This window comes from Pontibacter sp. GD13 (assembly GCF_058216355.1).
In genome coordinates, this window is the sequence record NZ_JBYZMQ010000010.1 from 1 (window position 1) to 13,540 (window position 13,540).

The window sequence follows — 13,540 nt, forward strand, 5'->3', positions numbered from 1 at the left end:
TTTTTTCCGGGGCCTAAAGCCCGCCTGAAAAGGCCCTGCCGCCGCCCGCGGGCCGCTCTCGCCGCCCTATCCTCCCCGCTTAACCCGTCCCTGCTGAACCGGGATGCAAAGGTAAGCAAAATGGCGGCAACCGCAAGGGGTGGCAGGAGAAAATGTTTCGAAATTTCGTAAGCACCTGATTTTGTGTACAATTATTTGCAAAATTTCTAATTGGCCAACGCATTAGGTTTTAACTCCTTTCTTTTTAGCGCTTGTTCCACTCTATGTCCTACTTTATTTTACTTTTGCCTCTCTACATTTTGTTCCTGTTTGCTAGTGGCTTAAAAGCAAAGAGTCCGGTTTATACAACCGGACTCTTCATACTTTATTTGTCTTTGCGTTTAGTTTACCTGCACGCTTTCAAGCTTCAAGGTGCTTTTCCTATCAGGCCCTACCGACACAATCGTAATCGGCACTTTCAAATGCCCTTCAATAAACGACAGGTAGTTTTTAAAAGCCTCCGGAAGCGCATCAACGGAATCAATCTGATTCAAATCCACTTTCCATCCCGGCAGTGCTATATATACAGGCTCAAAGCTTCCTTCCTCCATTGAGTGCGGCACATGATCCGTCATCTCGCCAGATTCTAACTTATAATGTGTGCAGATACTAATGGTGTCAAACTCTGTTAGCACATCCGCCTTCATCATATTAAGCTGCGTAACACCGTTCAACATAATAGAGTACTTCAGGCTTGGCAGATCTACCCAGCCACAGCGGCGTGGCCTACCCGTGGTGGAACCAAACTCGTTACCAGCTACCCTGAGCTCCTCCCCTATTTTATCGTGCAGTTCAGTCGGGAACGGGCCACTGCCCACTCTTGTACAGTAGGCTTTAAAAATGCCGTATACTTCTCCTATGTGTTTCGGGGCTACCCCAAGGCCTGTGCAAGCGCCCGCTACCATAGTAGTGGATGAGGTAACATAAGGGTACGTTCCAAAATCCACATCCAGCAACGACCCCTGGGCCCCTTCCGCCAATATGCGTTTCCCATTCCGGATGGCCTCATTGATCATGTACTCGCTATCTACCAGTTTGAGTGTTCGCAGGTAATGCACGGCATCAAAGAACACTTGCTCCTGATCTCCTAAATCCAGTTGTTGGCCGTAGAATTCCACCATCTTTCGGTGGCGGCTCACCAGTTTCTTGTAGCGCTCCTCAAAATCATCAGCCAGTATATCGCCGACACGCAGGCCTACCCGCCCTATTTTATCCTGGTAGGTCGGGCCGATGCCTTTAAGCGTAGATCCTATTTTGCCGCTACCCAATGCCTCTTCCGATACTTTGTCCAGTATTTTATGAGAGGGAAGTATAAGCGAGGCTTTTTTAGAAATAAACAGGTTGCGGGCAGCATCTACCCCACGGTCTGTCAGTTTCTGCATTTCAATTTTAAACACAATTGGGTCCAGCACCACGCCATTGCCAATGATGTTCTGAATATGCGGGTGAAATATACCAGAGGGTATCTGGTGGAGCACATGTTTAGTGCCTTCAAACTCTAACGTGTGCCCAGCATTTGGGCCGCCCTGAAAACGGGCTACAATGTCATAGGTCGGGGCCAGCACATCAACGATTTTTCCTTTACCCTCATCGCCCCATTGGAGACCCAATAAAATATCAACTGCCATCTATACTTTAATAAATTGATTCCTTTAAGAATTGCGCCGCAAAGTTATCATTTTCCGCGATGGTAAAAATTGCGTTGAGTTTGGTAACGATAAGCAATTTGCGGATATGATCGGAGGGCTTGATAAGTACCAGCTCGCCTCCTCTGTTACGAAACTTTGTAAGCAGCGACACCAGAATACCCATGCCACTGCTGTCCATGAACCGCACATTCGACAGGTCGACGGCGCAAAGCATCAGCTTGCCCTCCTGTACCTCATCCACATCCTCCATCAATCGCTGTGTGTCGGTACCGGCAATCAGGTCGCCTTCCAGCCTTATAAAAAGGATATCATCCTTCTGCTCTGTCAGATACTTCATGGCGTTGTTCCTCAGTTGCGTTTTTGGCGCGGCAATCGCCGCAAACACCGTATAGGTTCAGGGAATGGTGCAAGATATGAAAATTTAACAGGTCGCCTACCATGGTTTGTATATTATGGATTCGGGGATCACAAAACTCCACCACCTTATGGCACTCGGTACAGATCACGTGGTCATGCTGCCTAAAACCGTAAGATTTCTCGTACTGCGCCAAATTACGGCCAAACTGGTGCTTGCTCACCAGGTCGTTTTCTACTAACAGATCGAGGGTGTTGTATACCGTGGCCCTGCTTACGCGGTAGTTTTTGTTTTTCATGCTGATGTAGAGCGACTCTACATCAAAATGTCCGTCACGGGAGTAGATCTCTTCCAGAATGGCATAGCGCTCCGGTGTTTTCCGCAGGCCTTTGCTCTCCAGGTAAGCGGTGAATATCTTTTTTACTTGCTCGAATTTTGTATGATTCAATGCCATGATCTTATCCTTATACTATACTGGGGTAAAACGCCTTACTCGAAACGCTCCACTGTAAGCACCCCGTTCACTTTGCTCATGCGCTGTATCAGCTTCTCCAGGTGGCTGGTGTCGTTTACAAACACCATGATGTTACCCTCAAATATACCATCGTTAGAATCGATGGTGATGGAGCGCATGTTTACCTTTAAACTGGTTGAGATAACTTTTGTTAGGTCATTCACCAGCCCCACCCTATCGGTGCCTTTTATCCGGATGCCCGCCAGGAAAGCCAGTTCCTTTTGGTCCGTCCACTTTGCCTTGATCACCCGGTTGCCATAGTTAGACATCAGCTCGATGCCTTTCTTACAGTTGGTCCGGTGTATCTCTATTTCATCGTCCTCGGTCTGGAAGCCGAACACGTCATCGCCGGGTATGGGGTTGCAGCATTTGGCCACCCGGTATTCCATGTTAGAGGTCTTCTCCCCAATAACCAGCATATCAGAGTTCACGCCCCGTATCTTCTGCACTTCCCTGTCGAACGTTTTAGGCTCGAGCATGGAATTCGCTTTGTCCAAAGCGGCTGTAAAGATTACCTCCTTTATGTTCTTGATATCGATGTGCCCGGTGGCAACCCGGTAATACAAGTCCTGCATGGTGGGCACATTAAAAAAGGCCATCAGCTTGTTTAGGTTGCCCTGCGTGTCGGGCACCCCCAGCTGCAACATGCGACGGTCCAGTATCTCCTTGCCCTGCTCCGAGTGGCTTTTACGCTCCTCGCGCAAGGCCTCCTTTATCCTGGACCTTGCCCGGGAGGTAACCACGTACTGCAGCCACTCCTCGTTCGGTTTCTGTTTCTGAGAGGTCAGGATCTCAACCTGGTCGCCGTTTTTAAGTTTATAGCTCAGGGGCACCAGCTTCTGGTTCACCTTGGCACCCAGGCACTGCAAGCCTATCTGGCTATGAATCTCAAAGGCAAAATCGAGGGCAGTGGCCTTATCCGGCAATATGATCAGTTCGCCTTTGGGAGTAAACACGAAGACTTCCTCCACAAACAGGTTCTTCCGAAACTCATCCATAAACTCCAGGGCGTTGGCCGTGTTGTTCTCCAGCATGTCGCGCACCTTGTTAATCCATACCTCCAGGCCATACTCAGAGCTGATGCCTGCCTCGGTTTTATACTTCCAATGGGCGGCATAGCCGCGCTCGGCAATCTCATCCATGCGCTTGGTACGAATCTGCACCTCCACCCACTGTCCGGATTTGCTCATGACGGTAGTGTGCAACGATTCGTAGCCATTGGCCTTGGGGGTGTTCACCCAGTCGCGGAGGCGGTCCGGGTTGGGTTGGTAAAAGTCTGTTATAATAGAGTACACCTGCCAGCAGGCGGCCTTCTCGTTCTCGAGGGGCACATCCAGAATAATACGGATGGCAAACAGATCGTAGATCTCGTCGAAGGTGATGTTCTGTTTCTTTATCTTTTTAAGGATAGAGTAAATGGATTTCGGACGGCCTTTGATATTGAATTTAAACCCGTAATTGTAGAGCTCCTCCTCGATTGGGGAAATGAAGTCTTTGATGAACTTGCTCCGGGCACTGCGCGTCTGGCGTATCTTGTTCGAGATGTCTTTATAGGTCTCCGTGTCGGTGTACTTCAGGTACAGATCCTCCAGCTCAGACTTAATGGCGTACAGGCCAAGCCGGTGGGCCAGCGGGGCGTAGAGGTACATGGTTTCAGAGGCTATTTTAAGCTGCTTATGGCGGGGCATGCTGTCAAGGGTGCGCATGTTGTGCAAACGGTCGGCCAGCTTGATCAGGATCACGCGCACATCGTCGCTGAGCGTGAGCAGCATTTTACGGAAGTTCTCCGCCTGCTGCGACGTGCCGTAGTCAAAAACGCCTGATATCTTGGTGAGCCCCTCAATGATGCGTGCCACGCCGGGTCCAAACTCGCGCTCAATGTCGGTGATTTCCATTTCTGTGTCTTCCACCACATCGTGCAGCAGGGCGGCCACAATGGAGGTGGTGCCCAGCCCGATCTCCTCTACGGCAATCTGGGCCACGGCCAGTGGGTGGAATATGTAAGGCTCCCCGGATTTACGGCGCATATCCTTGTGCGCTTCCACCGAAGTATTAAAAGCTTTTTTAATGATCTTGGCATCGTTGTCCTTCAGGAAAGGCTTTGCGTACCGAAGTATTCTTCTGTAGTGTCGTAGGATCTCTTTGCGTTCTGCTTCCGGATCGATCGTTGTAACCATATGCTATTCATGTAAGCGGCTGGCTATATTACGGCCAGGCGCTTATATATGTATAAGTAGGTAGAGGCTTTATAAGTTTCAAATATAACTGATTATAAACTGCAACCAATAGACACCTTTCCCAAAGCCATGATGCACCTTTCTCTATATCGCGATTAAAAAATATTAGAAAAAATTTAAGAGCGGGTATTGCATTTAAAATTACGATGCTTACCTTTGCATCGTTAATACAAACAAGCACACTTCAAGCGGATGTGGCGAAATTGGTAGACGCACTAGACTTAGGATCTAGCGCTGCGAGGCATGGGGGTTCGAGTCCCTCCATCCGCACATAACATGAACCCTCAACAGCTTTGTTGGGGGTTTGTTTTTAGTAGATATTTCAAAATTAAATTTTAAACGCCTTGAATATTACATTAAATCAAACCGACAGCACCAACGCACAACTGAAGGTGGTACTGGAAGAGGCCGATTACGCTCCAAAAGTAGACCAGCAGGTTAAAGAGTACAGCAAAAAAGCCCAGATCAAGGGTTTCAGACCTGGTAAAGTGCCTGCCGGGCTTGTAAAGAAAATGTATGGCAAAAGCATCCTGGTAGAGCAGATCAACAAGTTGCTTCAGGAGGAGATCTCCAAATACCTGAAGGAGAATGATGTGAAGCTTTTAGGGGAGCCGCTTCCGGAGCCCAACCAGGCCGATATCGACTGGGACAACCAGAAGGAGTTTGAATTTACCTATGCCGTTGGCCTGCTGCCAGAAATCAACCTTCCGCTGGATAAAAGCGTAGAGGGGTACGCAGTAGAAATAGATCAGAAAACGACAGACGAAGCCTACGAGAACCTGAAGCGCCAGTTCGGCAAAACAGTGAACCCGGAGACTTCAGCCCAAGGCGACTTTATTTCAGGAGAACTGAAGCAGCTGGAAGGCGACTTTCTTTCTAAGACACTGATCCCGACAAGTCGCATTGTAGAAGGGCAGGATCAGTTTATCGGCGTGAAAGAAGGCGATGTGATCCGTTTCGACCTGCGCAAGACGTTTGGCGACGATAACGCAGCACTTGCGCACGTGACAGGCTTGAGCAAAGAGGTAGTGGCTGACCTGAACGGTGAGTTTGAGTTCACCGTGGACAAGATTAACCGCACCGAGGCAGCTGAGTTAAACCAGGAGCTTTTCGATAAGCTTTTCGGTAAAGACGAAGTTAAAACGGAAGAGGAGTTTGATGCCAAGATCCGCGAGACGATCAAGGAAAATTACGACCGCGAGGCAGACAACCTGCTGTACCGCAATATAATTGACACGCTTGTTGACAATGTTAACGTAGAACTACCTACTGCATTCTTCAAGCGCTGGCTGGAAGTAACCAACGAAGGCAAACTTACAGCAGAGCAAATTGAAGAGAACTTTGATAAGTATCTGCGTGAGCTGAAGTGGTCTATGATCAAAAACAAGGTTGTAGAGGCCAACGAGCTGAAAGTGAGCAACGAAGAAGTTGTACAGAGCACAAAGGATAAGATGCTGGCGCAGTTCAACATGCCTGAGATACCGGAGGAGCTGGCAGAAAGCATGAATAATTATGCTACGCAGCATCTACAGCAGGACAATGGCCGTAACTACATTCAGGAGTACGAGCAATTGCTAGCCGAGAAGGTGCTCGCTAAACTTAAAGAACAAATGACTGTTGTTGAGAAGACAGTTACTGCTGAGGACTTCAGAAATATGTCGTTTGAATAAGAACGCATAAAACTATATTACATAAAAGGTCCTTTTTTAAGGACCTTTTTTTATTTTTGAGAAAACCGTAAACCTAAACAACATGATGTTTAACAAAGACGAGTTCCGGAAATTTGCCGTAAAAGGCCAGGGCATGAGCGGCCTGGGCGTAGACCAATATATAAACCACGTGGAAGGCCGGGCCATGCATACCATTGAAAGTATGACACGCTCCGTGATTGAGGAACGCCCTACCAACTTCCGCGAGATCGACGTGTTCTCACGTTTGATCATGGACCGCATTATTTTCCTGGGTACACAGGTAGATGATTTTATTGCCAACATCATCACAGCACAGTTGTTGTTCCTGGAGTCAGCGGATGCCAAGAAAGACATTTTGCTGTACATCAACAGCCCTGGTGGTTCGGTGTACGCCGGATTGGGCATTTATGACACCATGCAGTATGTAAACCCGGATGTGGCCACGATCTGTACAGGGCTTGCCGCTTCGATGGGTGCTGTGCTGCTGGCAGGCGGGGCAGCCAACAAGCGTTCTGCTTTGCCGCATGCCCGTGTCATGATTCACCAGCCAATGGGCGGTGCACAAGGGCAGGCATCTGATATTGAGATCACGGCAAGGGAGATCCTGAAGCTGAAGAAAGAACTGTATGAGATACTGGCGCAGCACTCGGGCAAATCGTACCAGGAAGTGTACGACAACTCTGATCGTGATTACTGGATGAAGGCCGAGGAAGCGAAAGAGTATGGACTGATTGACGAGGTGTTAACCCGCAAGAAGGTCTAAGTATAGCTTACCATAACTGTACTTTAAACCCGCCATGGCTGTGCCATGGCGGGTTTTTCTTTGCCTTTCTACGCATTAAAAGCTGGCTCGGCCCGTTGCAAAAAGGCGAAACAACTGCAAAATCAGAAAAATTATCAACACAGTACTGTGGATATCGTAAACACTCAACGATCTAACGCTCAATCACATAAATTAAAATAGTTACATATCTATTCTAAAATGTAAGCCTTGTTTTCAGTATTATAGCATAATTTGCATTTAAGAAATTATGTACGTATAACTTTTCAATTTTGTACCTTTGTTTTAGGCGTTGAATACCAGCGGCTACTTTATTTGGATCAATCGTTACGTATGGCTGAAATAACGTGCTCATTTTGCGGCAAAAACAAGAAAGATGTATCTGTGATGATTTCAGGTATTAACGCCCACATCTGTGACCGTTGTATCGGACAGGCGCAGCAGATCCTGAACGAGGAGAATAAGATACGGGCCAATAGCCGTACTCCGAAATTCAACCTGATGAAGCCGAAGGAAATGAAAACGTATCTCGATCAGTTTGTGGTAGGCCAGGACGACGCGAAAAAAGTAATGGCTGTGGCAGTGTACAACCATTACAAGCGCCTGATGCAACCCTCTGAAAATAATGACGAGGTTGTGATCGAGAAGTCGAACATCATCATGGTTGGCGAAACAGGAACCGGTAAAACTTACCTGGCGCGCATGATGGCCGGCATACTACAGGTACCCTTCTGCATTGCAGATGCCACGGTGTTGACAGAGGCAGGTTATGTGGGAGAAGACGTGGAGAGCATCTTGACACGCTTGTTACAGGCAGCAGATTATAATGTTGAGTCGGCGGAGCGGGGCATCGTTTACATTGATGAGATCGACAAAATTGCCCGCAAAAGCGACAATCCTTCCATTACCCGCGATGTAAGCGGCGAGGGCGTGCAGCAGGCCTTGCTTAAATTACTGGAAGGCACCGTAGTAAATGTACCGCCGCAAGGTGGCCGTAAGCACCCGGAGCAGAAAATGATCACCGTAAACACGGAAAACATCCTGTTTATTTGCGGCGGCGCCTTTGTGGGCATTGATAGGTTAATCAAGAACCGCCTGAACACCCGCCCAATAGGCTTCTCGAAGTCCAAGCAGGATGACAACGATGAAAGCGAGAACTTCCTGCGTTACCTTTCGGCACAGGATCTGAAAAACTTTGGCCTGATACCTGAACTTATTGGCCGATTGCCAGTAGTTACCCACCTGGACCCGCTCGATAAGGAAACCCTTCGCCTCATTTTGATCGAGCCAAAGAACTCTATCGTGAAGCAGTACAAGCGCCTGTTCGAGATGGAGGACATCAACCTCCGTTTCGACGACAGCGCACTTGAATACATTGTGGAGAAAGCGGCAGAGTTTAAGCTAGGGGCACGCGGCCTGCGTTCTATTTGTGAAGGCATCATGACGGATGCCATGTTTGAATTGCCCTCTGAGGAAGGAACCAAGGAACTGCTGATAACAGGCGACTATGCCCGCGAAAAATTTGACAAGTCAACGCTTAAGCAGCTAAAAGTAGCCTAGGTTAGTTATAAAGTATAAAAGCAGCGCGGCCTGGTAGCTATCTACCAGGCCACGCTGCTTTTATACGTATGCTGTTGCTTTATAACTTCTCTTCATTCAGGTAACCCACCATTAACTCGGCAGCGCGCTCAGCCGTACGGTAGTTGCCAATTTTAGCGCGAACCGTATTATAACCCTCTAACTGCTTTTTTATAAAGTACTTATCGAAGAGCACTTCTTTAAGCTCCGCCACAATTTTTTTAGGCGTGAAATCTTCCTGAATCAACTCCACAACGATGGGCTTATCGGCAATCAGGTTCACAAGCGAAATATAAGGCACCTTGATCACCATTTTACCGATCGAATACGATACGGCACTGGTTTTATAGCACACCACCTGCGGCACGTTAAACAAGGCAGTCTCGAGCGTAGCTGTGCCCGAGGTTACAAGGGCCGCCTTGGCGTGGGCCAGTAAATCGTAGGTCTGGTCGTAGATAACCTTGATATTGGGATCCTTGTTGTACTGCTCGTAGTAGGCTTTGGAAAAATTTGAAACCCCTGCCACTACAAACTGGTAGTCGCGGAACGAGGGCAGCACGCTAAGCATTACGTGCAGCATGTTCTCTATTTCCTGTTTCCGGCTTCCGGGCAGTATCGCGATGATGGGCTTGTTGTTGTACAGCTTGTTCTTGGACCTGAAGTCTGAAGTAGCCACATGATCCGTGACAGAATCATTGACCGGGTTGCCCACATAATCTACCTTATAGCCGAAGCGCCCGTAAAACTCTTCCTCAAAAGGCATGATCACAAACATCTTATCCACCGCCTTCTTTATCTTGTGCACGCGGCCCTGGTTCCAGGCCCAGATCTTCGGGGAGATGTAGTAAAACACCTTAAAGCTCTGGTTCTTCGCAAACTTGGCAATGCGCATGTTAAACCCGGCATAATCTACCAGGATCACCACATCCGGCTGCCAGGATCTGATGTCAGCTTTGCATTCTTTTAGCAAGCTTAGGATTTTCCGCAGGCTTGTTAACACCTCGGCAAAACCCATAAAGGCCATTTCCTGGTAATGGTGCACCAGTTCCATGCCCGCCTCCTGCATCATGTCGCCGCCCCAGCCGCGAATCTCGGCTGACGGGTCCTGTTTGCGGAGTTGCTTTATGAGGTTGGCAGCATGTAGGTCACCGGATCGCTCGCCAGCTATAATGTAATATTTCATGCAGTACGTATCCGTTCTGAACTACCTGTAAAGGCAAAAAAAAATAAGATTGGGAATTGATGGCTGAATGGGCTTACGCTTCGCCAAAATACTCTACGTAGTTTCGGGGAGTTTCGTATAGCTTCAGACTATGTAATTTTGCACGACCAGTTGAAACTTCTGAAATATGAGGCGCTAGAATTTGCCAGAACTCTATGATCAGTACCTCGGTGCTGGCCAGTTTGCCTTCCATAAAAGGCACATCCATGTTCAGGTTCTTGTGGTCTACCTTCTCTATAATGTGCTTCCTGATCAGCAGACTGAGTTGTTTTAAGTCGATCACAAAGCCTGTGTCGGGGTCTGGTTTTCCTTTAACCGTTGTAACCAACTCGTAATTATGGCCATGCCAGTTCACGTTGGCACAAGGGCCGAACACTTCTTTATTCTTAGCCAGCGACCAATTCGGGTTATACAGCTTGTGCGCTGCGTTAAAGTGCTCTAACCTGCTTACGTAAATCATTTAACCTCTAAAATTGTAATTCTTTTTGAACAGCAAATATACAAAGAAAGGAACACCAAAGAACGAAGTAATGATTCCAATTGGCAACCCTGCCGGCGGATAGAGGATACGGGAGAGCAGATCGCAGAGCAGCATAAACAAGCCCCCCACAAATGCGCAGAAAAGCAGGTTCGATTTGCCGGTAGCCCCCAATAAACCACGGGTAACATGCGGAATGATCAGCCCAACAAACCCAATGGGGCCCGAGGTGGCCACCGCAAAGCCCGTTACCACCGACACCGTGGCCAGTATGACCCAACGCGTGCGGGCTACCCGCACCCCCAGGGCCTGTGCCCGCTCCTCCCCCAGCAACAGAATGTTCAGCTGTTTCTGGTAAAAGGCAAAAAGCAGCAAGGCAAGCAACAGCACAACCGCCGGGTAAGGCACCAGCCGCCAGCTGGCCCGCTCAAAACTACCCATCGACCAGAAAATAACCGACTTCAGCTTTCCCTCAGAATCAGACAGAAAGGTGAGCAAACCCACCATGGAAGCCACCAGCGAGCTGATGGCAATGCCCGCCAACAGCAGTTGCGCCGGAATTAGTTGCCGCTTTCGGTAACCCAAGGCCACCACAACCAGCGTAACCACAAACGCACCCAGCAAAGCGAACACCGGCGGCATGTAAAAGCCCGCCACGGTTATGTCTATAAACCCAAAAAAAACAAGCACAGCGCCCAGCGAGGCACCCGAGGCCGTGCCCAGCAAATAAGGGTCGGCCAGGCCATTGTTTACCATCGCCTGCATCAGGTAGCCACAAAAAGCCAGCGAGGCTCCCACAACCAAGGCCAGGATCAGGCGGGGCAAGCGCAGATACACAATAGCGTAATGCGTGTTGTTAGCTGCGTTATAGTTAAAAAGTGCCTCCAGAATAGTGCCCATACCCGACGTAAAAGAACCTACCTGCAAACCCAGCAGTAACACCGCCAGAATCAGGAACAGGGCAAGTATAAAGTAGGCCGTCCGGTGCATTAGTTGTACAGGAAGCCTTCCAGCTCTTTTAACGATTCCACCACGCGCGGCCCCGGCCTCGACATCAGGTCGTCGGTTGGTGCATAGATACGGCTTTGCTGATAGGCATTGATCCTGCGCAACTCAGGGTATTGGCTAAAAAAGCTCCCCTCCAGCTTCTCTTTCGTGCCTCCCAGCAAAACATCCGGGTTCATCTTCAGGATATACTCCCTCGTCAGGGCGGGATACGGCTGCTCAAATTCTTCCTTTACAGCGTTTTCGGCTCCCAATAAGCGTAGCTTGTCAGTAAAGATGGTGTTTTGCCCGTAAACGTAGATCGGGTCTGTCCAGGTGATGGCCAATACCTGCAGCGGCTGCGCTGTTGCACTGTGCCGCCGCCGGATCCGCAGCACCTCCTGGCGCAGGGAGTCCACGAGGTGCTGCGCCTGCCTTTGGCGGCCCATGATCTTACCGATATCCGTTAAGCCTGTAAAAACATCTTCCACAGCAGTATACTTTTGATAATACACCGGCACGCCCAGTTCCTGCAGCCGTGCAGCCACCTCCAACGGCGTTATGCCTTCCACAGTAAAGATCAGGTCTGGCTTCAGACGCAGTACCTGCTCATAATCTACGGGGTAATTGCTGACCACTGGTTTGGTTAGTACACTGGCTGGAAAATTATCGTGTGGGGTGCGGGCAACGATACTGCCCGTATCCAATACCGCGTACAGCATCTCGGTCATGGAGGAGGCCAGGGCGAAAACACGCTCCGGTTGCTTTGCCAGCCTTATTTCTCTACCCAGGTCATCGTGCAACACAAGCGCCTGCCGTGCGTCCTTTTGTTCTTTGCCTGTACAGGCGCCTAGCAACAGGCAAAAGAAAAACGACGCAATGGCTATAATTAAATCAACCGGTCGTTCTCTTTTCAAAGTATAGCTGCGTATTGCCAAAGTAGCGTTGTTTATTTTTGTAAATTTAGCGCAATTCTGTTACAGTTTTAAATACAAAGTATGATCGTAGTAACTGGTGCCGCCGGTTTTATAGCTAGCTGCCTTGTAAGCAGACTAAATCAGGCCAATTTTAATGATATTGTTGTGGTGGATAATTTCTCCGTCGCTAAAAAAGAGCAAAACCTGAAAGGGAAAAAGATAAAGGAGTTCGTAGACCGCGACAACTTTTTTGAGTGGCTCGATACCCATTACGAAGAAGTAGAGTTCATCTTCCACCTCGGGGCCCGCACCGATACCACGGAGTTTAACAAGGATGTGTTCGACCTGTTGAACCTGAATTACTCCAAAAAAGTATGGAACGCTTGCTGCGAGTACCAGATTCCGCTGGTATACGCTTCCTCGGCGGCCACTTACGGCGCCGGAACCCTAGGGTATGATGACGATGAAGCCACCATTCCGCTCCTGAAACCGCTGAACCCCTACGGCGAATCTAAGAACGATTTCGATATCTGGGCACTGGAGCAAACAGCGAAGCCTTTTTTCTGGGCTGGCTTAAAATTCTTTAACGTGTACGGGCCAAATGAATACCACAAGGGCAAGATGGCATCGGTTGTTTTCCATACTTATAACCAGATCAAGGAGAAAGGCCGCATGACGCTTTTCCGCTCGCACAACCCCAACTATGCAGATGGCGAGCAAATGCGCGATTTCGTTTACGTGAAGGATGTAGTGGAAGTGTGTCTGTTCCTGATGCACCACCGCAGAAATTCCGGCATTTACAACCTGGGCTCCGGCACGGCACGCACCTTTATGGCGCTGGCCATGAGTACCTTCGAGGCGATGGGCGTAACCCCCGACATCGATTTTATGGATACCCCCGAAGCCATTCGCGACAATTACCAGTATTTTACGGAAGCCAACATGAGCAAGCTGCGCGCTATCGGTTACGATAAGCCTTTTTATACTTTAGAGGAGGGCGTGCAGGATTATGTACAGCACTATCTGATGGGGGGAATGTTTTCTTGAGCAATCTATTATACTCTGATGCTGCCTTGGGAAGTTGGGTCTAACCGG

At 48.9% G+C, this 13,540-nt stretch carries 12 protein-coding genes and 1 tRNA gene; 5 read left to right on the top strand and 8 right to left on the bottom strand.

What is annotated here, in order from left to right:
- Positions 1 to 380: 380 nt before the first annotated feature.
- Genes AC4BAN_RS13500 through AC4BAN_RS13515 form a run of 4 tightly spaced genes read right to left on the bottom strand, consistent with a single transcriptional unit; the run spans position 381 to position 4,734 of the window.
- Positions 381 to 1,667: an adenylosuccinate synthase gene (locus tag AC4BAN_RS13500; protein ID WP_490564937.1), complete on the bottom strand. Its 1,287-nt coding sequence runs from the start codon at positions 1,665 to 1,667 to the stop codon at positions 381 to 383.
- 7 nt (positions 1,668 to 1,674) lie between these two features.
- Positions 1,675 to 2,025 (bottom strand): STAS domain-containing protein, encoded by a 351-nt coding sequence (locus tag AC4BAN_RS13505; RefSeq protein ID WP_490564938.1) that lies wholly within the window; start codon positions 2,023 to 2,025, stop codon positions 1,675 to 1,677.
- The gene (locus AC4BAN_RS13510) at positions 1,997 to 2,497 is read right to left on the bottom strand and encodes a Fur family transcriptional regulator (protein ID WP_490564939.1); all 501 of its coding nucleotides are present in this window, start codon (positions 2,495 to 2,497) and stop codon (positions 1,997 to 1,999) included. The genes AC4BAN_RS13505 and AC4BAN_RS13510 overlap by 29 nt, the downstream gene beginning before the upstream one ends.
- 35 nt (positions 2,498 to 2,532) lie before the next feature.
- Positions 2,533 to 4,734, bottom strand: a complete 2,202-nt coding sequence (locus AC4BAN_RS13515; protein WP_490564940.1) for a RelA/SpoT family protein — start codon at positions 4,732 to 4,734, stop codon at positions 2,533 to 2,535.
- A 248-nt stretch (positions 4,735 to 4,982) separates the two neighbouring features.
- On the opposite strand from AC4BAN_RS13515, the gene AC4BAN_RS13520 reads away from it, so the two are divergent.
- The 4 genes from AC4BAN_RS13520 (at position 4,983) to clpX (ending at position 8,826) form a co-directional block, all read left to right on the top strand.
- Positions 4,983 to 5,064, top strand: a tRNA-Leu gene (locus AC4BAN_RS13520).
- A gap of 74 nt (positions 5,065 to 5,138) precedes the next feature.
- Positions 5,139 to 6,464: a trigger factor gene (gene tig, locus AC4BAN_RS13525; RefSeq protein ID WP_490564941.1), complete on the top strand. Its 1,326-nt coding sequence runs from the start codon at positions 5,139 to 5,141 to the stop codon at positions 6,462 to 6,464.
- Between the two features lie 85 nt (positions 6,465 to 6,549).
- A complete protein-coding gene (locus AC4BAN_RS13530) occupies positions 6,550 to 7,248 on the top strand; it encodes a ClpP family protease (RefSeq protein ID WP_490565065.1) in 699 nt (232 codons plus the stop codon).
- Between the two features lie 351 nt (positions 7,249 to 7,599).
- Positions 7,600 to 8,826 (top strand): ATP-dependent Clp protease ATP-binding subunit ClpX, encoded by a 1,227-nt coding sequence (gene clpX, locus AC4BAN_RS13535; protein ID WP_490564942.1) that lies wholly within the window; start codon positions 7,600 to 7,602, stop codon positions 8,824 to 8,826.
- A 79-nt stretch (positions 8,827 to 8,905) separates the two neighbouring features.
- On the opposite strand, the gene lpxB is transcribed toward clpX, so the two are convergent.
- The 4 genes from lpxB to AC4BAN_RS13555 form a co-directional block, all read right to left on the bottom strand.
- Complete coding sequence (gene lpxB, locus AC4BAN_RS13540) at positions 8,906 to 10,027, bottom strand: lipid-A-disaccharide synthase (protein WP_490564943.1); 1,122 nt, start codon at positions 10,025 to 10,027, stop codon at positions 8,906 to 8,908.
- A 73-nt stretch (positions 10,028 to 10,100) separates the two neighbouring features.
- Positions 10,101 to 10,526, bottom strand: a complete 426-nt coding sequence (locus AC4BAN_RS13545; RefSeq protein ID WP_490564944.1) for a 6-pyruvoyl trahydropterin synthase family protein — start codon at positions 10,524 to 10,526, stop codon at positions 10,101 to 10,103.
- Positions 10,527 to 11,534, bottom strand: a complete 1,008-nt coding sequence (locus tag AC4BAN_RS13550) for a FecCD family ABC transporter permease (protein WP_490564945.1) — start codon at positions 11,532 to 11,534, stop codon at positions 10,527 to 10,529.
- A complete protein-coding gene (locus AC4BAN_RS13555; protein ID WP_490564946.1) occupies positions 11,534 to 12,445 on the bottom strand; it encodes an ABC transporter substrate-binding protein in 912 nt (303 codons plus the stop codon). Before AC4BAN_RS13555 ends, AC4BAN_RS13550 begins: the two co-directional genes overlap by 1 nt.
- An 81-nt stretch (positions 12,446 to 12,526) precedes the next feature.
- Between AC4BAN_RS13555 and rfaD the strand changes: the two genes are divergently transcribed.
- Positions 12,527 to 13,492: an ADP-glyceromanno-heptose 6-epimerase gene (gene rfaD / locus AC4BAN_RS13560; RefSeq protein WP_490564947.1), complete on the top strand. Its 966-nt coding sequence runs from the start codon at positions 12,527 to 12,529 to the stop codon at positions 13,490 to 13,492.
- Positions 13,493 to 13,540: the final 48 nt, after the last annotated feature.

Excerpts from the sequence above, each read along its gene's own strand:
- AC4BAN_RS13500 (WP_490564937.1), bottom strand. The coding sequence starts at position 1,667 with ATGGCAGTTGATATTTTATTGGGTCTCCAATGGGGCGATGAGGGTAAA.
- AC4BAN_RS13505 (WP_490564938.1), bottom strand. The coding sequence starts at position 2,025 with ATGAAGTATCTGACAGAGCAGAAGGATGATATCCTTTTTATAAGGCTG.
- AC4BAN_RS13510 (WP_490564939.1), bottom strand. The coding sequence starts at position 2,497 with ATGGCATTGAATCATACAAAATTCGAGCAAGTAAAAAAGATATTCACC.
- AC4BAN_RS13515 (WP_490564940.1), bottom strand. The coding sequence starts at position 4,734 with ATGGTTACAACGATCGATCCGGAAGCAGAACGCAAAGAGATCCTACGA.
- AC4BAN_RS13530 (WP_490565065.1), top strand. The coding sequence starts at position 6,550 with ATGTTTAACAAAGACGAGTTCCGGAAATTTGCCGTAAAAGGCCAGGGC.
- clpX (WP_490564942.1), top strand. The coding sequence starts at position 7,600 with ATGGCTGAAATAACGTGCTCATTTTGCGGCAAAAACAAGAAAGATGTA.
- lpxB (WP_490564943.1), bottom strand. The coding sequence starts at position 10,027 with ATGAAATATTACATTATAGCTGGCGAGCGATCCGGTGACCTACATGCT.
- AC4BAN_RS13545 (WP_490564944.1), bottom strand. The coding sequence starts at position 10,526 with ATGATTTACGTAAGCAGGTTAGAGCACTTTAACGCAGCGCACAAGCTG.
- AC4BAN_RS13550 (WP_490564945.1), bottom strand. The coding sequence starts at position 11,534 with ATGCACCGGACGGCCTACTTTATACTTGCCCTGTTCCTGATTCTGGCG.
- rfaD (WP_490564947.1), top strand. The coding sequence starts at position 12,527 with ATGATCGTAGTAACTGGTGCCGCCGGTTTTATAGCTAGCTGCCTTGTA.